23 protein-coding genes are annotated in these 26,112 nt (G+C 39.6%); 1 reads left to right on the forward strand and 22 read right to left on the reverse strand.

Annotated features, from left to right (window positions below; all coding sequences use genetic code 11):
- Positions 1–48 precede the first annotated feature (48 nt).
- The 19 genes from M9R32_RS03445 to citZ form a co-directional block, all read right to left on the reverse strand.
- The gene (locus tag M9R32_RS03445) at positions 49–792 is read right to left on the reverse strand and encodes an ABC transporter ATP-binding protein (RefSeq protein WP_269925351.1); all 744 of its coding nucleotides are present in this window, start codon (positions 790–792) and stop codon (positions 49–51) included.
- 1 nt (position 793) lies between these two features.
- Complete coding sequence (locus tag M9R32_RS03450) at positions 794–2,425, reverse strand: ABC transporter permease (protein ID WP_269925352.1); 1,632 nt, start codon at positions 2,423–2,425, stop codon at positions 794–796.
- A 73-nt stretch (positions 2,426–2,498) separates the two neighbouring features.
- Complete coding sequence (locus M9R32_RS03455; protein ID WP_269925353.1) at positions 2,499–3,566, reverse strand: Fe(3+) ABC transporter substrate-binding protein; 1,068 nt, start codon at positions 3,564–3,566, stop codon at positions 2,499–2,501.
- 254 nt (positions 3,567–3,820) lie between these two features.
- Positions 3,821–4,762, reverse strand: coding sequence for a primosomal protein DnaI (dnaI, locus tag M9R32_RS03460; RefSeq protein WP_269925354.1), 942 nt, complete (start codon positions 4,760–4,762; stop codon positions 3,821–3,823).
- Positions 4,749–6,152, reverse strand: a complete 1,404-nt coding sequence (locus tag M9R32_RS03465) for a replication initiation and membrane attachment family protein (protein ID WP_269925355.1) — start codon at positions 6,150–6,152, stop codon at positions 4,749–4,751. The genes dnaI and M9R32_RS03465 overlap by 14 nt, the downstream gene beginning before the upstream one ends.
- A gap of 24 nt (positions 6,153–6,176) precedes the next feature.
- A complete protein-coding gene (gene nrdR, locus M9R32_RS03470; RefSeq protein ID WP_269925356.1) occupies positions 6,177–6,644 on the reverse strand; it encodes a transcriptional regulator NrdR in 468 nt (155 codons plus the stop codon).
- Positions 6,645–6,763: 119 nt separating this feature from the next.
- Positions 6,764–7,147: an adenosylmethionine decarboxylase gene (gene speD / locus M9R32_RS03475; protein WP_269925357.1), complete on the reverse strand. Its 384-nt coding sequence runs from the start codon at positions 7,145–7,147 to the stop codon at positions 6,764–6,766.
- A gap of 224 nt (positions 7,148–7,371) precedes the next feature.
- On the reverse strand, positions 7,372–8,394 hold the full coding sequence (locus M9R32_RS03480) for a glyceraldehyde-3-phosphate dehydrogenase (protein ID WP_269925358.1): 1,023 nt from the start codon (positions 8,392–8,394) through the stop codon (positions 7,372–7,374).
- 126 nt (positions 8,395–8,520) lie between these two features.
- Positions 8,521–9,111 carry a dephospho-CoA kinase gene (coaE, locus tag M9R32_RS03485; RefSeq protein ID WP_269925359.1) on the reverse strand — a complete coding sequence of 197 codons (591 nt, stop codon included), beginning with the start codon at positions 9,109–9,111 and terminating at the stop codon, positions 8,521–8,523.
- Between the two features lie 15 nt (positions 9,112–9,126).
- On the reverse strand, positions 9,127–9,999 hold the full coding sequence (mutM, locus tag M9R32_RS03490) for a bifunctional DNA-formamidopyrimidine glycosylase/DNA-(apurinic or apyrimidinic site) lyase (RefSeq protein ID WP_269925360.1): 873 nt from the start codon (positions 9,997–9,999) through the stop codon (positions 9,127–9,129).
- Positions 10,000–10,011: 12 nt separating this feature from the next.
- On the reverse strand, positions 10,012–12,636 hold the full coding sequence (polA, locus tag M9R32_RS03495; protein WP_269925361.1) for a DNA polymerase I: 2,625 nt from the start codon (positions 12,634–12,636) through the stop codon (positions 10,012–10,014).
- Between the two features lie 280 nt (positions 12,637–12,916).
- On the reverse strand, positions 12,917–13,900 hold the full coding sequence (hflC, locus tag M9R32_RS03500) for a protease modulator HflC (protein ID WP_269925362.1): 984 nt from the start codon (positions 13,898–13,900) through the stop codon (positions 12,917–12,919).
- Complete coding sequence (gene hflK / locus M9R32_RS03505) at positions 13,900–14,859, reverse strand: FtsH protease activity modulator HflK (protein ID WP_269925363.1); 960 nt, start codon at positions 14,857–14,859, stop codon at positions 13,900–13,902. Before hflK ends, hflC begins: the two co-directional genes overlap by 1 nt.
- A 260-nt stretch (positions 14,860–15,119) precedes the next feature.
- Entirely contained in the window at positions 15,120–16,664 is a 1,545-nt protein-coding gene (gene pnpS / locus M9R32_RS03510) for a two-component system histidine kinase PnpS (RefSeq protein WP_269925364.1), read from the reverse strand.
- Positions 16,661–17,374: a response regulator transcription factor gene (locus tag M9R32_RS03515; protein WP_269925365.1), complete on the reverse strand. Its 714-nt coding sequence runs from the start codon at positions 17,372–17,374 to the stop codon at positions 16,661–16,663. The genes pnpS and M9R32_RS03515 overlap by 4 nt, the downstream gene beginning before the upstream one ends.
- Positions 17,375–17,428: 54 nt before the next feature.
- On the reverse strand, positions 17,429–17,905 hold the full coding sequence (locus tag M9R32_RS03520) for a MaoC/PaaZ C-terminal domain-containing protein (RefSeq protein WP_269925366.1): 477 nt from the start codon (positions 17,903–17,905) through the stop codon (positions 17,429–17,431).
- A gap of 111 nt (positions 17,906–18,016) precedes the next feature.
- Positions 18,017–18,955, reverse strand: coding sequence for a malate dehydrogenase (gene mdh, locus M9R32_RS03525; protein ID WP_269925367.1), 939 nt, complete (start codon positions 18,953–18,955; stop codon positions 18,017–18,019).
- Between the two features lie 138 nt (positions 18,956–19,093).
- Positions 19,094–20,362: an NADP-dependent isocitrate dehydrogenase gene (gene icd / locus M9R32_RS03530; protein ID WP_269925368.1), complete on the reverse strand. Its 1,269-nt coding sequence runs from the start codon at positions 20,360–20,362 to the stop codon at positions 19,094–19,096.
- Positions 20,363–20,494: 132 nt separating this feature from the next.
- The gene (gene citZ / locus M9R32_RS03535) at positions 20,495–21,610 is read right to left on the reverse strand and encodes a citrate synthase (protein ID WP_269925369.1); all 1,116 of its coding nucleotides are present in this window, start codon (positions 21,608–21,610) and stop codon (positions 20,495–20,497) included.
- Positions 21,611–21,873: 263 nt separating this feature from the next.
- Between citZ and M9R32_RS03540 the strand changes: the two genes are divergently transcribed.
- Positions 21,874–22,833: an AI-2E family transporter gene (locus M9R32_RS03540; protein ID WP_269925370.1), complete on the forward strand. Its 960-nt coding sequence runs from the start codon at positions 21,874–21,876 to the stop codon at positions 22,831–22,833.
- Here M9R32_RS03540 and M9R32_RS03545 read toward each other — a convergent pair.
- From M9R32_RS03545 to pfkA, 3 genes are all read right to left on the reverse strand, one after another.
- Entirely contained in the window at positions 22,820–23,203 is a 384-nt protein-coding gene (locus tag M9R32_RS03545) for an FxsA family protein (protein WP_269925371.1), read from the reverse strand. The two genes, M9R32_RS03540 and M9R32_RS03545, sit on opposite strands and share 14 nt — an antisense overlap.
- Before the next feature lie 98 nt (positions 23,204–23,301).
- The gene (pyk, locus tag M9R32_RS03550; protein WP_269925372.1) at positions 23,302–25,062 is read right to left on the reverse strand and encodes a pyruvate kinase; all 1,761 of its coding nucleotides are present in this window, start codon (positions 25,060–25,062) and stop codon (positions 23,302–23,304) included.
- 21 nt (positions 25,063–25,083) lie between these two features.
- Positions 25,084–26,043, reverse strand: a complete 960-nt coding sequence (gene pfkA, locus M9R32_RS03555) for a 6-phosphofructokinase (RefSeq protein ID WP_269925373.1) — start codon at positions 26,041–26,043, stop codon at positions 25,084–25,086.
- Positions 26,044–26,112 lie beyond the last annotated feature (69 nt).

A 26,112-nucleotide genomic window follows, 5' to 3' on the forward strand; every position in this document is an offset into this window, starting at 1 on the left:
TTGACATTTTACTCTTGCATGAAATCAAATGCAACTCCAAATTTAAAATTATACACTCACTAATTCACGGGTTTCTTGTATGGGTACAAATTGTGGGGCTGGCTGGGGATGAATACCAAGCAGATCACAAGGTCGGCCAATCATATCAATACACCCATCTTTTAATTTTACGATGCGGTCCGCTAACGCATGGGCATCATTTTCATCGTGTGTGACAAAAATCGACGTGATATTCGCTTTTTTAAGAATTTCACGTAGGTCCTTGCGAATTTTAACTTGCAGCTCGGCATCCAGGTTACTAAAAGGTTCATCCAACAAAATTAAATGTGGATTTGGCGCAATCGCTCTTGCAATTGCAACTCGCTGTTGCTGCCCTCCACTAAGTTGATGCGGATAACGTTTTTCATAATCCTGAAGTTCTACTAATTCAAGTACTTCTGCGAGACGTTTTTTCTTTTCTGCTTTTTTCATTTGAAATAAACCAAACAGAATATTCTCACCGACCGTCATGTGTGGAAACAATGCATAGTCCTGAAATACCATGCCAATACCCCGCTTCTCCGGTTGAAGAAACGTTTTGCCATCAAAGATGACTTCATTCTGAATCGTCATAGTACCTTGCGTTGGTTTTTCCAGTCCAGCGAGGAGACGCAGTATCGTGCTCTTTCCACTGCCGCTTCTGCCTAATATAGAGATAACTTCACCTTTTTCAATATTCATTGAAAACTGGTCAAGTGCTGATCGGTCTGTATTTGGATATGAGAAACAAACATTTTGAATGGAAATAAACATGTCAATCCGGCTCCTTTTCGAGAAACTTATAGAAAATCACAATGGCAAGGGCACTAATACCGACAATTAGTAAGGAAGCTTGTGAAGCCTCCATGATTTTTTCATCACTGGCATATTGGAATGCCTTTGTAGATAGTGTATCAAAATTGAATGGACGTAAAATTAGTGTTAAAGGAATTTCTTTTAATATATCAATGAAAACCAAAATATATCCGCTGATAATTGCACCTTTTAGCATCGGTACATCCACTTTAAAGAACGTTTTTGTCAAACCGACACCAAGAAGTCTTGAGGCATCACGGAAATCCGTTCCAATTTTATCGTATCCAGATTCAATGGAATTATAACCAATCGCAAAGAACCGGATGATATAGGCGGATATTAACATCGTCAAACTTACACTTAGGACAAGTGTTGTCCCAACACCGAGCATTTGATACAAAGGTGCCAGAAAACGGTCAAGTGCAATAAATGCAGTAACAACAGCCACAGCGATTACCGCTCCTGGTATAGAATAACCGAGGATTGTTAACTTAGGCAACAGTTTCGCCACTTTTCCATGCACGAGTCGACTGAAGTTGCCGACGATCAACGCGAATACAATGATAGCGAATGCACTTATGCCAGCCACTGTAACTGAGTTTTTAACATAAGTCAGAAACTCACCCATTGGAATGGTACCAAGTGTCAGGAACATCCAATCAATTAGCTGGATAATCGGTATGAAGAAACCAAGACTTAAAATCAATAACCCGTAACCAGTTGCCGTAATAGCTTTCCATCCTTTTAGTTCAATAAGAGGCAATGGACGTACTTTCGTAGTGGAATAACTGTATTGCCTTCTTCCACGCAATAATTTTTCAATCATGAGAATCAAGATGACAAACCCCATCAGGGATGCGGCAAGTTTAATTGATGATTCAATATCACCTAAACCAAACCAAGTTTGAAATATCGCCGTCGTAAATGTTTGGATACCGAAGTATTTCACTACGCCATAATCATTTAACACTTCCAGCACAACTAAACTTGCTCCACCAATAATGGAAACCCTGGAAATCGGAATGACGACTTGGAAAAAAGTGCGCCAAGGACCTTTCCCGAGCATTCTAGCACTTTCAATCAATGAAGCGGATTGTTGAGATAAGAAAATCCGCGTAATCGTATACACATATGGATATAAAAACATCGTATAAATAAAAATCGCACCCGGTAGATTCATAATGTCAAAAAATGAAGGATTCAGATTCATTTCGAACCGATCTCTAAGTGTCGTTTGAATCACTCCGGTGTAATTGACAATCCCGTGATACGTATATGCACCAATAAAAGGTGGAATGGATAAAGGCAAAATAAGAGCCCATTTTAAAAACTTTCTTAATGGAAATTGATATTGCGCGATTAGCCAAGCTAGACTCAATCCTATAAATATCGTTAATAGAGCTGTAGTGCTTATGAGAATCAATGAGGTTTTAATGAATGAACCTAGAACAAATTCTTTCATATGTGCCCAGTTTTCATTGGCTGGCGAAAAAATTCCCGTTACAATCGTTAAATTCGGCAAAAAGAGTAGAATCATAATGATTGCCGCTGATACCGTCCACATATTTACATTTGCCAATCTTCTTTGCACGTACCTGACACCTCTTATCCAATCGCAAGAAATCCCTTGCTACGTAAATACGTAACAAGGGCTAATGATTTAATTATTTCCAACCAACTTCATTGAAGATCAAAATTGATTTTGCATTGTTGTCACCTAGAACTGATAAAGGAATATCTTGTTCTTTGAATTCGCCCCATGATTTAAGTAATTCAGTCGGTTCAACTGATTCGTTAACTGGGTACTCATAATTTGCTTCCGCAAATGTTCCTTGAGATTCAGGAGATGAAAGGAACTCAAGTAATTTTACTGCATTGTCTTTATTTTTTGCTGCTTTAACGACACCAGCGCCACTTACGTTCACATGTGTACCTGATGTGTCTTGGTTAGGGAAGAAAATGCCTAAGCCTTTAGCTACTTTAACTTCTTCTGGATCTTCAGAGTTCAGCATTTGGCCAAAGTAGTACGTGTTCATGATTGCAACATCGCCAACACCCGCAGCAATTGCTTTTGCTTGGTCACGGTCTCCACCTTCAGGATCACGTGCAAAGTTTGATACTAATCCTGCAGCCCACTCTTTTGCCTTCTCTTCACCATTGATTTCAATGAAAGAAGCTAACAAAGATTGATTATACACATTTTCCGAGCCACGAATCAAGACGCGACCTTTCCATTGGTCTTCAGTTAATGCTTCATATGTCGATAAATCTTCAGGTTTTACAGTTTCTTTATTATATACAATCACACGTGCACGTTTAGTTAAACCGTACCACATTTGGTCTTTATCTTGGAAATTAGCTGGAACTTGCTCATCCAGAACATCACTTGATACTGCTTGAAGTAATCCATCTTCTTTCGCACGGTATAGACGTCCTGCATCGGCTGTAAGGAATAAATCCGCTTCAGTAGCATCGCCTTCACGTTTAATACGCTCAAGTAATTCATCTGCTTCACCTTTGATTACGTTTACTTTAATGCCAGTTTCTTCTTCGAACTTTTTGTAAAGCTGGTCATCTACATCGTAATGACGAGCTGTGTATAGGTTTACTTCCTTACTTTCGGTTGTTTCTTTCGTTTCTTTGTTCTTTGTTTCTTTAGAAGGTGTATCATTGCCACATGCCGACAATACGACTAGAGCAAAAGCTAAAACAAGAAATAATGCTTTTTTCACTGGATGTCTCTCCCTTTGATTATGTAGTGAATCATTGAAAACGATTCTCACTCTCAATTATAGTTATGTAGATGAGAATGTCAACTGTTCTCCTAACTCTAATACATATTCGAATAATTCGTAAAAATCGAACAATTATAGTGTGTCTCTAACAAGTAGTTTTATGTCTGGTTTTAAAAGGAATTCTTCATATTCCTAGATTTTCTCCACAAAAAAACTACCCGACATAAACTGTCAAGGTAGTCACAAATCATTTATCCATCTCTTCTATTCTTCCCACTCAGACGCATTGGAATGGTTATAGAACGAATTCGTTCCATGATCCGGGCTGCTTTTACAAGTTCCCGTTCACCTTTTCCTGAATAAGCGAGATGTTCTTCAAGTCCGTCATAATCAAAGTTTGAAGTAATGAACGTTGGTAAGTTCTCGGCCATTCGATAATGCAACACGGTTCCTAAGATTTCATCGCGCGTCCAGCTTGATAGTGTCTCAGCACCTAAATCATCCAGCATTAGAACGGGTGCTTTCTTAACATAATCTACTTTTTCCTGAAGCGATTGATCCTGAATGGCATGTTTCATTTCACGTAAAAATTCCGGTACATACACAAGTACCGTTTTTATTTTCTGTTCAGCAAGCTCATTTGCCAGGGCACCCAATACATAGGACTTTCCAACACCGAATTCACCGAATATATAAAAGCCTTTTGAAGGTAAATTACCTGTCGTTTTGACTTCTTCCATAAATGCATTCGCTGCCGTACCGAGATTCACACGTGTATTGTGATCGTATGTAACCGTAGCTAGCCTTGCCTGCAAAACGTCCTTCGGCATATGCATGCTTGAAATCATGGCAGATACTTGGCGACGTTCATCTTCAATCGTTTTTTGTCGGCATCTTGTATAATCCAGGTCAATTGAGCCACGTACAATCGTTAAATTCGGTACATAACCTTTCATGACATTATGACAGCTGGCCACATTTTCACACGATTCACAGTCATGGTTTTGCGACGTATATTCGTACAGTTTATGAAGTCCACGGTCCACCATATCTTTATTGACCAACTCAGCGTTTTCCGTCAAGAAAGCTTGGACGCCACGGTCCTCAAGAATTTCGGTTTTCATTTTTTCATAGCGCTTCGAAAATTCAGGTGCATTCACGACGCGTTTTAACGTTTCACTAATTGGTTCCATTCGTTTTCGCCTGCCCCTCTGTTACACCGAGTTTTTCAAGCAATTGCTGTTTTTTTGCTTCCCAGTCTTCTGTTACTTCATTTTCAATCGTTTGTTTGGTTGAGCGGGTTTCTTTCGCTTTATAAAACCATTCCGGCACTTTTTCATCCCGAACATTTTTTCGTTTGTAAGAAGTAGTGGAAGCGGTTTTGGCTGAATTCTGCCAATCCATATACTGGTCATGTTCCTTGCGTGATATTTCGATTGCCTGTTCACAAGTCTGGATATTTTCACGTTGCCAGTGAGCCGCAATTTTGTGTACATAATTTTTGTTGAGTTTCATTTTCGCTCTGATCAACACAAATTGCAGAAGAACATTGACAACGGCTGGAGGAAAACCATATTTGAAAATCAGTTCATTGGCTAAATCCACTTCCACAGGAAGAGGTTCCTTGCCATTGGATAAATCCCTTAATACTTCCAATGGTGGCGTCTCTTCAAGATATTTAATGAGAGACTGGTCTTTAGACATTTTCACTTCCTGGGAAACCATTTCTCTTTGTACACCAGCTTTAGGCATGAGCCTTGGTGGTTTGGATGAGATAGAAAGCTTGTAATAATCAGCTGCTGTTTTTTTCAAACGTTCTTCCGTAATGCGGTTTTGATCATCAATCGCCATCATTAATACTTTTTGCATATCGATTGCATTTAAGGAATACAGGAAGGCTACTTTGGCAATCAGTTCCTTAACAGATAACGTTAATACACTAGAAGGAATCATCACTTCAGACAATCCTGATTTCAACAGATCAAAATCAAAATCCATTGAATAGAAAGGAAGTTTCTGCGGCCTCACGGAACTCTGATCACTCTGTCCCGGTTCAAAAATATGTCCGAGTTTATTGTAATCGTGATTGCTTTTAAAAACGTCCTGCAAGTCACGCGATATATTCTCGAACCCGCTTAAGATTGGTTGCTTCTTAATGAAACGTTCTCTTATTCGTATATACGCTTTTTCGTGTATGACGCTATATAAGGACGTAGCCAAAATCGGTTCACTGAAGAAAGAAGCGGCATCAAGTGGTGCCACTACCTCGTAAATGAAAAGACGTTTGTCATCATCATCTTTTTTCCACGTTTTCATCAACCCAATTGCTTCGAGAGCCACCCGTGCGTCAAAAATTTTCTTTAATGACATATTTAACACATCCATTAAATAATAGTGTGTCAATTGTTCTGTTGTTTCGCCTTCCGATTCGGCCCATAACGTACAATACAGACTCATTGCATCCGAACCGATAATTGGTTTATACAACATGGTCACAAGCTGGCGATCCTTGTCCGTCAGTATATGGGGCATTTGGATGATGAAGCTATCTACCGGCTGAAGTTCTTTAAATAATAGTTGCATGCCACATCGTCCTCCTGTCCCTTATTATTTGTCTTCTGGACTTTTCTTCAATAAATCTTTTAATTCATCTATAAACACATTAATGTCTTTAAATTGACGATAAACAGATGCAAACCGCACATATGCCACTTCATCGATGGTGGCAAGACGATCCATGACCATTTCACCCACATCTTCCGATTTCACTTCGGAATTCCCAATTCTGCGCAATTCTTTTTCAATCGAAAATACGACTTCTTCCAATGCGTCGAGTGAAACTGGTCGTTTTTCACATGCACGAATTAGGCCTCTTAACACTTTTTCATGGCTGAACTCTTCACGTGAGCCATCTTTTTTCACAACGATCAAAGGCATTTCTTCTACTTTTTCAAATGTTGTAAAACGGAAACCACATTCTTCACATTCTCTTCTTCTACGGATTGCTTTATTGTCGTCTACTGGTCTAGAATCGACGACACGTGTTCCATTAAATTGACAAGCTGGACATCTCATAGTTTTATCTCCTGAATTTCGTCATTCGTTTAGTGTTCCTATTATATCAAAAAAAGTCCATTAAAATCGAAAAAGCAGAGGAATTTCTCCCTCTGCTTACTCAGTTTACAGTTTAATTGTTATGCATGTGCTGTTACGCGAGCTTTACCCGCCATAACAGGACCCATACCACGTGGAATTTCTGTCATTTCACGAGTTTGAGATCCAAGTGCATCAGCAATATATTTAGCAGCAATTGTTGGATCTAAATCGCCGCATGTATATACATCAATACTTGCGTAACCGTGTTCTGGGAAGCTGTGGATTGTTAAGTGTGATTCAGAGATAATCACGACTCCACTTACACCTTGAGGTGCAAATTTGTGGAATGCTACTTCACGAACTTCTGCTCCAGATTTAAGAGCCGCTTCTACAAATGTACGCTCGATATAAGTCTCATCGTTCAATTTGTCAAATTCGCACTCCCATAGTTCAGCAATTACATGACGCCCCATTGTTTCCATGGTTCGTTTCCCCCTTTGATAGGTTTTTTTAGGTTTGTGTATCATCAAAGTCGACTACCACGGGGGAAAGTTAGTCCAGAGAGGTCCTAACCCTTTAAGCAGTCAGTTGTATACAATAAAAGTACACGATTCACATTATATGGTTTAATGTCACACAATGCAAGTGTTCGAGAAAAAAATATTCCTTCCTACTTTTGGAATCAAGTAGGAAGGAATTATTTTGTTTATGCAATTACCGTATCTTTCAGCGCAGAACCTACTTTTTTAGTCAAATCTACCACGCGTGCTGAGTAACCCCATTCATTATCATACCAAGCAAGAACTTTCACTTTACGAGTTCCCATCACCATTGTTGTTAAACCGTCAATGATAGCTGAGTGTGGGTTTGAATTGAAGTCAATAGATACAAGCGGTTCTTCAGTGAATCCAAGAACACCCTTCATTAAACCTTTAGAAGCTTCAATAAATGCAGCATTTACTTCTTCTACCGTCACATCCGTTTGTAGGTCGACAACAAGGTCCACTAACGACACGTTTGGAGTCGGTACGCGAAGAGACATGCCATGAAGTTTACCTTTTAACTCTGGTAAAACCAATGATAATGCTTTTGCAGCTCCTGTAGACGTAGGGATGATGGATTGAGCACAAGCACGTGCACGACGCAAATCTTTATGCGGATTGTCTAAGTTCTTTTGATCATTCGTATACGCATGTACAGTCGTCATAAGACCATTTTCAATACCAAATGTGTCATTCAAAACTTTCGCTACCGGCGCAAGGCAGTTTGTTGTACAGCTAGCATTTGAAATGATGTCATGTTTGTCGATATTCAATTGATGATCATTTACACCCATAACGATGGTTACGTCTTCGTTTTTACCAGGAGCGGTCAAAATTACTTTTTTAGCTCCAGCTTGTAAATGCAATGCCGCTTTTTCGCGGTCGTTAAATTTTCCAGTTGCTTCGATAACAATATCAATGTTCATTTCTTTCCATGGCAACTTCAATGGATCACGATCACTAACTAGTTGTACACGTTTACCATTTACAATTAAAGCGCTTTCTTCAATGACAATGTCACCTGAAAACGTACCATGATTTGTGTCATACTTAATCAAATGTGCTAACGTTTCGGCAGGATAACTTGCATTAATTGCCACCACGTTTAAATCATCTTGAAGAATTGCTTGACGAAATACCATACGACCAATACGGCCAAAACCATTAATTGCGATAGAAGCTGACATGAAAAATCCTCCTAGAAGTATGTTATACTGTTAATCTTTTACCTGAAATTAGTATAACACATTCTAAATTAAGTTAAACACTTTGTTGACAAAGTGAAAATGTTCTATTTTTCAGAAAGTGGGACACTATACGTCCCACTCAAGTAATATACGCTCTAATTGGACTTTGGATTGTTCGATCGATCCATTATTATATATGACGGCATCGGCACCTTTTTCTTTTTCTGAAATTGGTAATTGTGATCGAATTCTTGCCTTCGCTTCTTCCTCTGGCAAAGAATTACGTTGCATCAAACGCTGCAACTGCATTTCTTCCGTGACAGATACCACCAGTATTTTATCCACAAAATGTTGAAGATGACTCTCAAAAAGAAGAGGAATATCCATAATCAACGTTTTTTCCCCTTGTTCAAAAAGCTCATCTCGTTGGCGAAGCATTTCCGCACGAATGGCCGGGTGCATCAAGTCATTCAGTTGTTTTCGTTTTGCTGGTTCATGAAAAATGAGCTGGCCAAGCGCTTCACGATTTAATGTGCCATCCTTATTCATTACTTGATCACCAAATACGCGCTCAATTTCTGACAAGGTTTCTGTTCCAGGTTCGACGACAAGACGGGCTACAAGATCAGCATCAATAATCGGATAGCCTTTTTCTTTTAACATCGCTGATATGGTACTTTTTCCACTCGCAATACTTCCTGTTAATCCAATTATCATTTTATGTTCATCCTTTTATCGTTGACACGAAGGACAATACCAAGAGTTTCGTCCTCCGAGTACAACTTGTTTTGTAGGAATCAAGCAAGCAGGGCATTGTTTCTTTCCATACATTTGTAATCGATCCTGCATGCCCCCTGCTTCCCCATTGATATTACGATAATCTGAAATGGAGCTTCCACCAGCAGATATACTTTCGTTCAACACATCGACAATCATTTGAAACAACGGAATCAGCCGCTTCTGACTGATCCTCTTCACTTTCCTCCCCGGGTGAATACGCATCCGATATAACGCTTCAGTTGCATAAATGTTCCCGCATCCGGAAATTACTTGTCCATCCATAATCGTTTCTTTAATGGACTTGTTTTGATATTTTGTAAGCTTCGACATTTCTATAAAATGATTTAAAGCTGACTCGTGAAAAGGTTCAGGTGCCATCAATAATAATGGCGGAAATTGATCTTCTGAAGTCATTAATCGCATTTCACCAAATCTCCGGATGTCCGCATAGACGAGCAGCATGCCGTCATCCAATTTCCAAATGACGTGAATATGTTTTCTGAACTTATCTTCCGCAATTTCAGCCGTATCCTGTACATAAAACCATGCACCGGTCATTCCGAGATGTGTTACTAACAAAAGTTCCTGTTGATCTTTTAGTAAATGAAAATAAATATATTTGGATCTTCTTACAATTTGCGTGATTTTGGCATTTGCCAGTTTCTGTTTGAAAGGTTCAAGCTCTGAGCCTTTGATGATTGCTTGTTTACCCGCTTGTCGAGAAACTTGAAGAACGGATGAGATTTCTACATGTTCAATCGTTTTCCCGATTGCTACGGGCTTAAGGGAGTTAACAACTCCCTCCACTTCAGGTAGTTCAGGCATTTTTTTGCCCCCTTACTTCGTATCGTACCAAGTCGGACCAAACGCATAATCCACTTTTAGTGGCACTTTTAATTCAATCGCGTGTTCCATTACTTCAGGTACGATTTTTTCTAAAATTGCTATTTCTTCCGGAGGTGCTTCAAAAATTAATTCATCATGGACTTGGAGAAGCATTTTTGCTTGTAAATTTTCTTTTTCCAGGCGGTCCGCCATATCAATCATGGCTTTTTTGATGATATCAGCTGCACTACCTTGAATAGGTGTATTCATCGCTGTACGCTCCGCAAAGCCACGCAAGTTGAAGTTGGAGCTCGTAATATCCGGTAAGTATCTTCTTCTATTTAAAATAGTTGTGACAAACCCTTTTTGCTTCGCCTCGCGGACAATTTCATCCATATACGTTTTTACACCAGGGAAACTTTCAAGGTATCGCTCGATAAACTCAGCCGCTTCTTTACGTGAAATCGACAAGCTTTGAGAAAGTCCATAATCACTGATACCGTAAACAATCCCGAAGTTAACAGCCTTTGCTGCACGACGCATGTCTGATGTCACAGCATCTGCTTCCACGTGGAAAACATCCATTGCCGTTTTGGTATGAATGTCCAAGTCATTACGGAATGCATCAATCAGCTCTTCATCATCGGACATATGTGCTAAAACCCGCAACTCGATTTGAGAGTAATCAGCCGCAAATAAAATCCAATCCGGTTGGGAAGGAACAAATGCCTTTCTGATTTTTCGACCCTCTTCCAAGCGCACCGGTATGTTCTGTAAGTTCGGATTCGTAGAACTCAATCGACCTGTTTGCGTCAGTGCTTGTTGATATCTTGTATGAATTTTGCCATCGTCTTTGTGAATTTCTTTTAACAAACCTTCAATATAAGTCGATTGCAATTTGCCCAACTGACGATAGATAAGAATATGTGAGATGACTTCATGCTTTCCTTCCAATTTTTCTAAAACATCAGCGGCTGTCGAGTAGCCCGTTTTCGTTTTTTTGATTGGAGGAAGTCCGAGTTTTTCAAATAAAATCACACCTAATTGTTTTGGCGAATTGATATTGAAGTTTTCACCTGCTGCATGATAAATGGTTTGTTCAATTTCTGTTAACTTCCCAGCCAAATCCTCACCGATGTCTACAAGTGTTTGACGGTCAACTTTCACTCCATCTGATTCCATCTTCCCTAGTATTGTTGCTAGTGGTAACTCCAGATCATGGTAAAGTTCATATTGCTCGTTTTCTTTCAGTTTATCGTCCATCACTTTACGCAGTTTCCAAACGGCCATTGCTTTTCGGACGACATGTTCGCCAAGCTCCGCATCCGCTGGAACCGATTTTTTGGCACCTTTGCCATACACTTGTTCATTTGTCAGCACTTCACTATATCCAAACTCCCTTGATAATACGGCTACATCGTCCGAAGTTATTCCTGGATTCACGATATAGGCAGCCAGTACAAAGTCGAATTCAACCCCATCGAGTAGCACACCATTGCGATGGAAAGCGGCCAGTGCAGCTTTCGAATCAACCAGCTGTTTCTTTTTGGAATCGTCTGCCAGCCACGTCCGGAATGATTCGCAAGCAAACGCATCATCTACTTTCATGAAAAACGCGTTTTTGTCATCGACAAGTGCGACACCCAACATATCTGCTGTATGATACTGCTCGTCATATAATTCCAAGTGAACGGCCATTTCGTCTGAAAGTTGCTCTGCAGAGATTTCGGTCAAGTGAGTAAATGAAACTTCCGCTTTTGTCTCTTCCACTTGTGAATAAGTCGTTTTTTCAAGTAAAGATTTGAAGGCAAGTTCTTGCCAAACTTTAATGACTTCATCCATATCAGGACCTTTATAAGTCAAATCGTCCATAGTGATTGTGATTGGCGCTTTAGTTTCAATCGTTGCCAATACCTTACTCATTTTAGCCTGCTCTTCATTAGCTTCTAGTTTTTCTTTTAATTTGCCTTTGATTTGCTCAAGTCCTTCATAAACGCCATCTACCGTTTTATGTTCAAGTAATAATTTAATGGCTGTCTTTTCACCTACACCAGGAACTCCTGGAATATTATCCGACGCATCTCCCATCAAGCCTTTCATATCGATGATTTGATCTGGAGATAGACCATACTTCTCCTGAATGTGCTCAGGCGTATATTTCTCGATATCCGTCATGCCTTTACGCGTGATATAGACTGTCGTTGATTCTGAAGAAAGCTGCGTAAGATCTTTATCCCCTGACACAATAATGACTTCTTCCCCTTTTTCTTCAGCCTGTTTGCTCAATGTCCCGATAATGTCATCCGCTTCATACATTGGAAGCTCGTATTGAGGAATTTGATAAGCGGTCAACAGTTTTCGAAGGTATGGGAACTGTTCAGAAAGCTCTGGCGGCGTTTTTTGTCGACCACCTTTATATTCTCCGAAAGTTGTGTGTCTGAACGTGGTTTTCCCAGCATCAAATGCCACAAGCATATGCGTTGGTTGTTCTTCATCTAATATTTTTTGTAGCATCATTGTAAAACCATATACCGAATTTGTGTGAATCCCATGTTCATTCGTCAGTAATGGGAGCGCGAAAAATGCCCGATACGCTAAGCTATTTCCATCTAGTAATAATACTTTGTTTTTGCTCACAGATTTTCCACTCCTCTATAAAAAAACGTCATCTTCCTTCATATTACCATGTAGGCAAGATGAAAGGAAAATGACGCACATATGTTTCAAGGAGTTATCAGCAGTTTATGGTATTGATGCGATTCTTTTTTCGCTTGGTCTGACTCTTGGTTGTAATAATCGACGTTGACGTAGGAAAAATCGATGTTCACGTAGGAAAATTTGGCGTTGACGTAGGAATAATTGACCTTCACGTTGTAAAAGCATCATTTGGTACGTGAAAGACACTTCTTCCTGCTATCTATTCCAGATATCCTGAAAGAATTTTTGCGTAAGGAGAATCCGATGGCAAAATAATCATTGTATCATCGCCAATGGTTTTCTTGTATGATTCCAATGTTCGATACAAGGCATAAAATTCAGGGTCTTTTGAAAAAGATTGATTATAAATCTTGGCTGCTTCCGATTCCCCTGAAGCCGCGATAATAGATGCTTCTTTTTGGGCGATTGCCACCATTTCCTGTACTTTGCGGTCAGTAGATGCTTCAATCGTCCGCTTTTCAGCATCTCCTTCTGACAAGTACTTCTGTGCAATGGATTGACGTTCCGAAATCATGCGTGTGTAGACGGATTGTTCATTTTCAGGTGGAAGATCCGTACGTTTCATGCGGACATCGACTACTTCCACTCCATAATTATCATCCTTCAACAACTCGTTGACACGAGCAGTTACACGGTCATTCAAGCTACCTCTCGATGTATTCTCATCGTTAATAATTTCGTCATAGTTCAGCTGACCTAACTCACTCCGAACGACAGAATAGATGAACTCTTCCATACGTGCTTCAGCATTTAATAAAGTCCCAGCATTCGTAATCATGGCTTTAGGTTGCGTAATACGCCAAACGGCATAATTATCGATGATAATCCGTTTTTTATCCTTTGTGTTAATCTCCGCTTCGGAAACGTTATACGTCATTTGATATCGGGGTAAAGAAGAAACACTTTGGACAAACGGGACTTTCATATAAATACCCGGATCGTCTCGTAAATCCACCACTTCACCAAATTGACGAACAACACGGTATTCATTTTCTTTCACCACATAGACATTGGCCAGCAAGATAATCAGTGCCGCAAACACAATTGTTAAGGTTATGATGGCTTTCATATGTTTCTTAAGGTTTAACGGTTCTCGTGTTTTCGGTATTTTGTTTTTATTTTTGAATTGTTCATTAAACTTTTGTTCCAGACTTGCGAAAGGATTTGGATTGTTTTGATCCATTAATTGCCGCCTCCTTGCTCAGTTGTAACCGGTGGGACTTGTGAAGGTTGTTGTAAAGGTAAGTACTTCACTGTTTCGCCTGAATCATTCATGATATAAATTTGAGCATTCGGAAGAACCGATTCCAAGGTCTCTATAACTAGACGTTGTCTAGTAATCTCTTTATTGTTCCGATACTCTGCATAAAGCTTATCGAATACAGCGACTTCCCCTCGCGCTTGCTCGATACGTGCTGTACGTTGACCTTCAGCACGAGATTTGATGGCAGCAATTTCACCAATTGCTTCACTTTCACGTTGATTTTGATATTTCTTCGCTTCGTTCGTTTTTGTATTTTTCGTTTCACGCGCATCTGTTACTGCCGTAAAAGCGGAACGTACTTCTGCATTAGGCAATTCCACATCCTGCAGTTTTACACCTAATATTGAAATACCAATATCGTATTTTTCGATAAGAGTAGCCAGTAAATCTCGTGTTTGTGCTTCAATATCCGCTTTTCCAGATGTTAAGGCTTCGTCAATCAATGAACTACCGATGATGGAGCGGATTGATGCCGAGGTGGCATCATGAAGAATTTCTTGTGGCGCTTCTGCGTTGAATAAATACTTTCCAGGATCAGTGATTTTCCATTGAACAACTAAATCAGTTAATACAATGTTTTCATCCCCTGTAATCATCTTTGTTTCGTTATCGAAAGAAACGATTTCTCCATCTGCTGATTGTTTATAACCAAATTGCAGACTGAATGTTTCTTTTGAAAGAATTTCCACTTTCTGCATAGGCCAAGGCAATTTGAAATGCAGACCGGAATCCAAAATAGGTTCCTCGGCTTTCCCAAAAGTTATAACGACTGCCTGCTCTGATTCGTCCACAGTGTACCATGAAGTAAATATGACAATAAGTGCAATGATCCCTGTCAAAACCAAAGCTGCCGTCGTTAAAATACGCTTCACACTCATCTATATCCCTCTTTTCTAATCTCTCTATATTTCTACGGCTATCTTCAGATTAAGTTTCAAAGAGTTGCTTTAAACTCAGCAATGATTATGCCAATCGATGCCGAATAACCCTGAAAACTTATAGAACATTTTTTATAATACATGAAAAAAGAACCCTTGAATAAAGGATTCTTTTTCCTGCCAATTGCGGTTGTAGGGGGTTTCATAAGTATCTTATCAAATCACTGTGAATCCTCTGTGAAGAGCTTGTAAAGAACATGTTAAGATGTCTGTTTTTTTGGAATGAGAATTTTAAATTGGGTCCCTTTCCCTTGCTCGCTCTCTACAAAAATTCGACCATGATGTGCTTCGATTAAATGCTTAACAATTGCTAGCCCTAGCCCCGTCCCTCCAGAATTCCGGCTTCTCGCACGATCAATGCGATAGAAGCGTTCAAAAATACGGGGAATTTCTTTTTTATCCATTCCGATTCCTTCGTCTCGGATAATAATAATTCCATGTGTTTCACTTTCATGAAGGGACAAATAAACAGACGTGTTTTCTGGCGAATAAGTTATGGCGTTTGTGAGTAAATTCATGACCACTTGAATCAATCGGTTCATGTCTCCATCAACTACGACGTCACGGTTCAGGTTCGAGATAAACGTCATGTCTTTTTCATCTAAGCGGGGACTCGTCATTTCTGCCGCACGCTTCATGACCTCACGTAAACTCGTTTTGGCAAACTCAACTGAAAAACCATGTTGTTCAATTTTCGATAGTTCAAGTAAGTCCTGGATCAACATTTGAAGACGATTACTTTCTTTATGGATAATTTCCAAAAACGAATGCAAGGTCTTTTCATCTTTCATCGCACCATCCAGCAATGTTTCGGAAAATCCTTTAATCGATGTGATCGGTGTACGAAGTTCGTGGGAAACATTTGCGACAAAATCTTTCCTAATTTGCTCAAGTCGCACAAGGTCAGAGATATCGTGCATCACGATGACAACTCCGAGCCAACGACCATGTTCACCAATTACGGGTGCTCCGTATACTTCCATATGGTGAATTTCTTGCTGTATGACGATGGTCATTTGTTTTCGAGAGGAAGATTCCATTAAAAATACGTAGTCAATGAACTTTTTCAATTCTTCCGGTAACCCTACACTTTTGAATAATTTATCCTGAACATCACGTGCACTGAATTCAAACTGATCCACAAAGGTTTTATTGACGATACTGATTTGCCCGTCACGGTCAATCATCATCAAGGCACTGCCCATATTTTCAATAAGTGTTTTTAATCGTTCTTTTTCCATTTCACGCACTTTGAACAATTCCTGCAAATTCCTCGCTAAGACATTGATCGAAGTGCTGAGTTGTGCCGTAGTTGAAGAGTCGTCTTCATACGCTCTCGCTCTATAATTGCCTTTCGCTAGTTCTATAGCTACTTCAGTCACATTGTCGATTGGTTGCGCGTAACGCTTCGTCAACCGATACGTAAAGAGGATAGCGATGACAAATGCGCCAAGAAAGACAATTAAAATGGTTTTCCAAAGTTGCTTACGTGGATCAATAAAGTCGCTGCCAGTGCGGTTATTTGAAAGAACATCTGTAATTTCAGCCTTTTGGTCGTCATTAATTTCAACATTCGATTGTTCAACAATCTGTGAAATTTCCTCCACTTTTTCAACCGCATTTGACCTTACTGATTCTTCCACATAAACAGGAAAAAGCTGACTTATGATTATACCCAAGCCAGCTAAGATTGTTCCTACCAGTAATGTAAAGGACAAGACTATTTTTCCTTGAAGCGACTTCATACTGTCTTCGGCTCCTCGAATTTATACCCGAGCCCCCGAATGGTCTTAATGTAAATCGGTTTACGGCTGTTGTCTTCAATTTTATCCCGCAAATGGCTGATATGCACATCAACGATTCGAGTATCGCCTGCAAAATCATAATTCCAGACAGCACTTAATAATTGATCACGTGTCAATACTCGGTTTTTGTTTTCCATTAAGTAAACGAGCAATTCGAATTCTTTCGGCGTAAAGTCCAAAGTTTCCTCACGTAAAAACACTTCAAACCGTTCCGGATAAACGCGCAATGGACCAAATTCATACCCTTGGTATTGTCCTTTTACAGACATCTCTTCAACAGACGCGGTAAACCTTCTTAAAACAGCTTTCACGCGTGCCGTTACTTCTCTTGGACTGAATGGCTTCGTCATATAATCGTCTGCGCCCAATTCAAGGCCCAGTACTTTATCAAACTCATCATCCTTTGCTGTCAGCATAATGATCGGTGTATTAATTTTTTGAAGACGCAAAGCTTTGCAAACTTCCATGCCATCCATTTTGGGCAACATTAAATCAAGTATAATGAGATCAGGTTTTTTCTCTAAAACTGCGTCATAGCCTTCCTGTCCATCACTGGCTGTTTCCACAATAAAACCTGCTTGCTCCAAATTATACTGAAGTAAAGTTGCAATTGAACTTTCATCATCGACTACGAGAATTTTCTTTGACATGATTTTTGCCTCCACCTTCGATTTAAAACCCCCATCTTAAACCGAAAGAGCTATTTAGAAATTATCCATTGCTTGAGATGTTAATTTGTTTTCCAATCTTGGAGGTGTAGAAGTAATTTTACCAACAATTACCTTTTCACCATCTTCATTCGTTGCATTTACTTCAATTTCCACCAAGTTTTTCTCAACATTTACAGAAACCACTTGCAGTAAGAAATCAATTGTTGCGTAATGGTACACAGGTTTTGGGAATGATAATTGCTGTTCTACAATATGTGAACCCGGACCAGGTAAATACTTGGAAACGGCCGAAGTAACAATTCCCGTTAGCATAATTGCGGGAACAATTGGTTTTTCATAAACTGTTTGAGATGCAAAATCATGTTGAATGTATAATGGGTTTCCATCATTCGTTAAACCTAAATATAGTAGTAAATCTTTATCTTCGATTTTTTCTGTCAGCTTCAACTTTTCTCCAACTGACATTTCTTCTACTTTTCTTCCGAGTTTGCGTTTCTTGCCCAATAACATCAGATGTCCCCCTCTGTTCGTGTTATCTCTACAATTATATAGTATCAATACCAATGAAAAAAATCGAGCGGGGATTTCCCGCTCGATTGATGTTCGAAGCTTTTTAATCCTTTACGCAAGGATATCCATAACGTTTCGGACAGAAGCGGCTGATTTTTCTAATTCCGCTTTTTCCGATTCCGTTAGATCAAGTTCGATAATTTGTTCAATTCCACCAGCACCTAAAATTGTCGGTACACCAAGATAAATACCTTGTAAGCCATATTCGCCTTCAAGGTAAGCAATCGAAGGCAATACACGACGTTGATCTTTAAGGATTGCTTCAGCCATTTCAACGATAGAGGCTGCTGGTGCGTAGTAAGCTGATCCGTTACCTAGAAGGTTAACGATTTCTGCCCCACCTTTACGAGTGCGTTCCACGATTTCCGCCAAACGTTCGGCTGGAATCAATGTTTCAAGAGGAATTCCACCAGCGTAAGAGTAGCGCACTAATGGAACCATGTCATCACCGTGCCCACCAAGTACAAAACCAGTGATGTCTTTAACTGACAAGTTTAATTCCTGTGCTACGAATGTACGGAAACGTGCTGAATCAAGTACACCTGATTGACCGATTACTCGTTCTTTAGGAAAACCAGATTCTTTGTATACAGTGTATGTCATTGCATCAACGGGATTTGTCAAAACAATGATTGTTGTGTTTGGAGAATGTTTAACGATTTCACCTGTAACGCTTTTCATTACTTTTTGGTTTGTTTGAACCAAATCGTCACGGCTCATACCTGGCTTACGAGCAATACCAGCAGTGATAATCACGATATCCGAGTCTTTCGTATCTTCATAGTTAGAAGTACCAATTATGTTTGCATCAAATCCTTGAACGGGTCCTGCTTCCAACATATCTAATGCCTTCCCTTTAGTCGGGTTTTCCATTTGCGGAATATCAACTATTACTACGTCCCCCAGTTCTTTTTGAGCCAGAAGGAATGCTGTTGTTGCACCTGTAAATCCAGAACCGATTACTGAAATCTTTTTACGCTTCAATGTCATCAGAAAACTCTCCCTTTGTTCGTATGTAAAGAGGGCCGAAACCCTCTCTCTGAAAAAAGTATTCGTTTTACTAATTGCTTATGTGACGAGTTTGCCATATTGTAATGTCGAACTTACGCAGGCTTCTACGCTTTTTTATTAAAGGTTTTTGATTAGTTCGTCAGCGAACTCAGAACATTTCACTTCAGTAGCGCCATCCATCAAACGAGCGAAGTCGTAAGTTACAACTTTAGATGAAATTGTTTTTTCCATTGAGTCCATAACTAATTTAGCCGCTTCGTTCCAACCAAGGTGTTCAAGCATTAATACACCAGAAAGGATTACTGAAGATGGGTTTACTTTATCTAGACCTGCATATTTAGGAGCTGTACCGTGAGTAGCTTCGAAAATAGCATGACCAGTCAAGTAGTTAATGTTTGCTCCTGGAGCGATACCGATTCCACCAACTTGTGCAGCTAGTGCATCAGAAATGTAGTCACCGTTCAAGTTCATTGTTGCCACAACATCAAATTCGCTTGGACGAGTCAAGATTTGTTGTAAGAAGATATCAGCGATTGAATCTTTAACAAGAATTTTACCAGCAGCTAATGCGTCAGCTTGTGCTTTGTTCGCAGCTTCTGTACCTTGATCAGCTTTAATTTGATCGTATTGGTTCCAAGTGAACGTTTTATCAGCGAACTCTTGTTCAGCAACTTCGTAGCCCCAAGTTTTGAAAGCTCCTTCAGTGAACTTCATGATGTTCCCTTTGTGAACAAGTGTTAATGATTCACGGCCTTCTTTAATGATGTAGTTTAATGCAGCACGCACTAAACGCTTCGTTCCTTCTTCAGATACTGGTTTGATTCCGATACCAGAAGTTTCAGGGAAACGGATATTTTTTGTACCCATTTCATTTTGTAAGAATTCGATGATTTTTTTAACTTCATCAGAACCTTTTGCGAACTCGATACCTGCATAGATATCTTCAGTGTTTTCACGGAAAATAACCATATCTGTATCTTCTGGACGTTTTACCGGTGAAGGTACTCCGTCAAAATAACGAACTGGACGTAGACAAGTGTATAGATCCAATTCTTGACGCAATGCAACGTTTAATGAACGAATTCCGCCACCAACTGGTGTTGTAAGAGGTCCTTTGATTGCGATCAAGTATTCACGAATTACGTCTAAAGTTTCTTCTGGTAACCATTCGCCAGTTTTGTCGAATGCTTTTTGTCCAGCCAATACTTCTTTCCAGACGATTGATTTTTCACCGTTGTATGCTTTTTCTACTGCCGCTTCCAATACACGTTCAGATGCTGCCCAGATATCAGGACCAATTCCGTCACCTTCGATATAAGGAATGATTGGATTGTTAGGTACGTTTAAGACGCCGTTTTCAACTTTAATTTTTCCACCGTTTGTCATAATAATTTTCCTCCTATAGGCATAATCATAGGGCTAGCACTTTTAAAGTGTTATTCACAAAGAAGCTAAAATGCACTTCCTGAACGCAACCTTTATATAAAGTACAGCCCTACATATGTGTAATTTTAGAAATTAACGCTCATTCACTGGTACATATTTTTGCATACCAGGTCCTGTATATTCAGCACGTGGACGGATTAGACGGTTATTAGAATATTGTTCTAAGATGTGAGCTAACCAGCCAGATACACGTGATACTGCAAAGATTGGTGTAAATAAATCGTGATCGATATTCAATGAATGATAAACAGACGCTGAATAGAAATCAACATTTGGTGGAAGATTTTTTTGTCCTGTTACGATATCGTCAATTTTAATTGACATTTCGTACCATTTTTCTTCTCCACGAAGTTTCGTTAACTTTTGAGACATTTCACGTAAGTGTTTCGCACGTGGATCACCTTTGCGGTAAACGCGGTGACCGAAGCCCATGATTTTTTCTTTGTTTGCAAGCTTCTCGTTGATGTATGAGTCTACATTATCAACTGAACCAATTTCCATCAACATTTTCATTACTTGCTCGTTCGCTCCACCGTGTAGAGGTCCTTTAAGAGCACCTAGCGCTGCAACAACACCAGAATATACGTCTGAAAGTGTAGCTACACAAACGCGAGCTGTAAATGTTGAAGCATTTAATTCGTGGTCAGCATGCAGTACTAATGCTTTGTTGAAAGCTTCTTCTTCGATTGCTTCAGGCACTTCGCCATTAAGCATGTACAAGAAATTAGCTGCAAAACTTAGGTCACTCTTTGGTGCGATTGGTTCTTGTCCTTTACGAACACGAGCAAATGCTGTTACTAAAGTTGACATTTTAGCTTGAAGCTGAATAGCTTTCAAGTAGTTAGCCTCTTCAGACATATCTTCTGCTTTTTCATCATACAATCCAAGCATAGATACAGCTGTGCGAAGAGCTGTCATTGGATGAACTTGGTCAATCGGGTATGTTTTGAAATGGTTTAATACCTCTTGTGGTACAGCCATATTATCCGCTAATTGTTGTTTAAGTTCTGCTAGTTCATCTGCTTTTGGCAGGCGTTGATGCCAAAGTAAGTAAATTACTTCCTCAAAACTTGCGTGATCTGCCAAGTCATCAATATCATAGCCAACGTATGTAAGAGTGTCATCAATGATTGAACTGATAGCCGACTGAGTAGCTACTACTCCTTCAAGACCTTTTGTAGATGTCATGTATATCGCTCCTTCTTCTTTTTGAAATTCATCGTTCCACACAAAAAAACGCAGAATGATGGCTCATCTGCTCAATATGAACCTTTTATTTAAATCGCTTACATTGCCATTATAATCAATTTTGACTTCTTTGTGAATGAAAACGCTCGATTTTCGAAAACTTTCGCAAAATTCATGATATCTTGTCGCAAAGCAGAAATATTCTGTCTAAACGATTTAGATTCTATCAAACATATTAAAACAAAGGTTTTGGAGGTGAAAAGGTGTATGAAAACATAGTTGCATTTATGAAGAAGTGGGTGCCAGTTGCACTCATATTGCTCGTTACGTGGCTGATTTACCCTGTTACCATTGCCATATTACTTGCATATTTTTTACATCCAATAGTGAAATGGATACATAAAGTTACCCGGTTACCTAGATGGATTACCGTTTTGTTATTCGAAAGCGCCTTACTCGGAGCAATTATCGTAGGTTGTACGTTGATGGTGAGAGAGCTTCTTGAAATACTCTATCCCTTTAGATTTCACTTGGAAGAACTTCAGGTCTTAATGACGGCCAATAAAACAAACTGGCAATCAGTTATTGAAGCTCTATCGATGGTCAGTGAAAACTTATTGAAAAAAATCTCATTATTTATTCAGCATCTTCCAGCCCAATTTGTTGAAACCTTTGTATTTTTAGTAGCGCTGTTTTTTGCTTTGCAAGAATCATTGAAATCCAGAACTTGGTTCTTTATCTATATTCCCACCAAGACGAGACAAACCATCAAGCCATTATTTTTAAAAGCAACCAAGCTTTTCGAGAAATTTACGATCGTGGAGATTAAGTTATTCCTTATGACCTTTGTCCAATTAATGATCGGGTTTTATGTGCTGAATTTTTCGTCTCCGATTGGACTTGCCTTCTTGATATCTTTTGCTGATTTGATGCCATTTTTAGGGACAGGCATAATTTTAATCCCGATGGCTGCTTTCTTCATATTAACGAAGCAAACGACCCTCGGGATTATCATTCTCTTACTCTATGCATTTATATTGTTAACACGTCAATTATTCGAGTCTTACTTGTGGGCAAACACCATGCACATAAGAGCTGTCCATGTTTTTTTCATCAGTGCATGTTCTTTACTGCTTTTCGGCATTCCAGGCATTTTACTAAGTCCTTTTCTGCTTCTCGCAGCCGTTCATTTCAGCAAACATCACTGGTTTACATCACAATAATTTGCCCTTTTTTCATTTTGGACCGAATCCATTTATAGACGATGGGCTTAAATAATTGTCTTGTCGGTGAAAACAAAAACAAAAATCCAAACAAATCTGTAACAAAGCCTGGCGATAATAATAAAAGTCCACCCGCAAATACAAAAACAGCATTGACCATGGCATCTCCGGGAGCTTGGAAATTCTTCATTTGAATTTGGACATCCCGTATCGCTTTCAAACCTTGCTTTTTAGCCAGGAAAGCACCGAGTATACCCGTGCTAAGAATAATGATAATGGTAGGAATCAAACCAAAAGTCTTACCAGACCACAACAATATCCCAATCTCCATTGCAGGAACTACGATAAAAATTAATGCCAGCCATTTCATTCCGAACATCCCCTTTATTTTTCTATCTTCAACACATACAATATGAAAAAAATGGCCCCAACACTCCAGTGTTGAGGCTTTTTTTATGAAAGGTTCACTTACAGAACGCTCGCATGTCCATGATAGATAACACCAGATTCTGCATCCATCGTGACATCCTGACCACTTTCGATCAATTTAGTAGCATCTTTAACTCCAACGATTACTGGAATCCCAAGACTCAAGCCCACTACAGCCGCATGACTTGTTAAGCCACCTTCTTCCGTAATAAGCCCTGCACATTTTTGAATGGCCGGCATCATATCGCGGTCAGAACCGATGGTAACGATAATAGAATCAGTTGTATCAATATTCTCTAAGTCATAAGCATTATTTGCCACGACAGTCTGTCCGAATGCAACCGATTTCCCAATACCTTGTCCTTTTGCAACGATATCGCCAATTACGTGTACTTTCATCAAGTTAGTTGTACCGGCTTCGCCAACAGGTACACCTGCCGTAATAATGACAAGATCACCATGTTTAACGTAATTATGTTTTAAACTTTCTTCAACTGAAAGATCAAGAATTTCATCTGTTGACCCTACTTTTTCACCGACAATCGGATAAACACCCCATACGAGAGTCAATTTACGTGAAGGTCGTTCAGTTGAAGTAACAGCTATGATTGATGCACCTTGACGATACTTTGAAATCATTTTCGCAGTATGACCACTTTCAGTAGGAGCGATAATCGCTTTAGCTTTCAAATTTATAGAGGTATGAGCAACAGCCTGACCAATTGCATCTGTCATCGTTACTTCTTTGCTTTTACTCTTAGCAGAAACAATTGCACGATAATCCAATGCATCTTCCGTGCGAATTGCAATTTTATCCATCGTTTTTACTGATTCTACTGGGTACATTCCAGCTGCTGTTTCACCTGATAGCATAATTGCATCTGTACCATCAAAGATTGCGTTGGCTACATCACTCGCTTCGGCACGTGTTGGACGAGGATTGCGTTGCATAGAATCCAGCATCTGTGTTGCAGTAATGACAGGTTTACCTGCATCATTACATTTACCGATTAAGCTTTTTTGAACCAATGGCACTTCTTCGGCAGGAATTTCTACGCCAAGATCTCCACGAGCGACCATCAACCCATCTGATACCAACAGGATGTCATCAATATTATCGACACCTTCCTGGTTCTCAATTTTCGGGATGATTTGAATATGTCCACCATTATTTTTCTCGAGCAATTCACGAATTTCCATAACATCTTTTGCACGACGTACAAATGAAGCAGCAATAAAGTCAACGTCCTGTTCAATCCCAAACAAAATATCCTGTGCATCTTTGTCCGTAATTCCTGGCAGTTGCACGGAAACACCTGGTACGTTTACACCTTTTTTGTTTTTCAACGTGCCAGCATTATAAACAACGGTATGAATTAAACCTTCAGTTAAATCTACGCTAGATACACGAAGTTCGATTAATCCATCATCCAATAAAATAATAGAGCCTTCTCTTACATCTTCAATCAAACGGTCGTACGTGATTGAAAACATATCTTTGTTCCCTAAAACTTCTGTCATTGAAATTGCTAACGCTTGACCTGACTCCAATTCAATTGCATCGTTTTCCATTTGGTGAGTGCGGATTTCTGGACCTTTTGTATCCAAAAGAATACCGACGATTTTCCCAGTTTTTTTAGATGCTTCACGAATACGTTTAATGCGTTCTCCGTGTTCCTCATGATTTCCGTGCGAAAAATTCAAGCGAGCGACGTTCATACCTGCTTCGATTAATTTTTCCAGCATTTCTGGTGATTCACTGGCAGGACCGATTGTACATACAATTTTTGTTTTTCTCATTTTTATATCCTCTCCATTACACTAAATGGCTAATTCTTTTGATAATTTATACAGAGTTAAATCCGCTTCATGCTTTCCATCGAAAGCCTCAGTCATTGAATAGTCTACCACTTGATGATTGCGCATGCCAATGGCAAGCCCACCTTGACCTTCCATTAACTTTTCAACAGCCCTTGCACCAAATAGACTCGCTAATACACGATCCCTTGCTGTAGGAGTGCCCCCTCGCTGAATATGTCCGAGAACTGAAACACGTGTTTCAATTTGTGCATGCTCTTTTAATAGTTCCGCAAATTGATTGGCATTCATAACACCTTCAGAGACAATGATAATGCTATGTTTTTTTCCACGTTCGTGACCACTGCGAAGTCTTGATAAAATATCTTCCAAATCAAATGGTTCTTCAGGAATCACGATTGTTTCAGCACCACCTGCTAAACCTGCCCACAAAGCCAAATCGCCTGCATCTCTGCCCATTACTTCAATGATGAAAGTACGTTCATGAGAAGTTGCCGTATCACGGATCTTATCTATTGCTTCTATGACAGTATTTAGCGCTGTGTCGAAACCTATTGTGAAATCAGTACCTGGAATGTCATTATCAATGGTGCCTGGCACACCGATACAAGGAAAACCTTTAGATGTTAAAGCCATTGCACCTCGATAAGAACCATCGCCTCCAATGACAACTAGTCCTTCAATACCATGTTTTTTCATTTGTTCAATCGCTTTTAATTGTCCTTCTTCGGTCTTAAACTCCAGGCATCGGGCAGAGTGTAACTTAGTGCCGCCTCTTTGAATAATATCCCCAACTGAACCCAAGTCCAATGGAACAATCTTTCCGTCAATTAAACCTTGGTAACCATTATAGATTCCCATTACTTCCATATCATGATAAATCGCTTTTCTGACAACTGCACGCAAAGCTGCATTCATGCCTGGTGCATCTCCGCCACTTGTTAAAACACCTATTTTTTTCAATTGGATGTTCCTCCTTTGCCAATCCCTCTATTCACATTACCATGTTTGAACAGTTATTGTCAGTGAAAA

The organism is Paenisporosarcina quisquiliarum, assembly GCF_027563315.1.
Taxonomy (GTDB): Bacteria; Bacillota; Bacilli; order Bacillales_A; family Planococcaceae; genus Paenisporosarcina; species Paenisporosarcina quisquiliarum.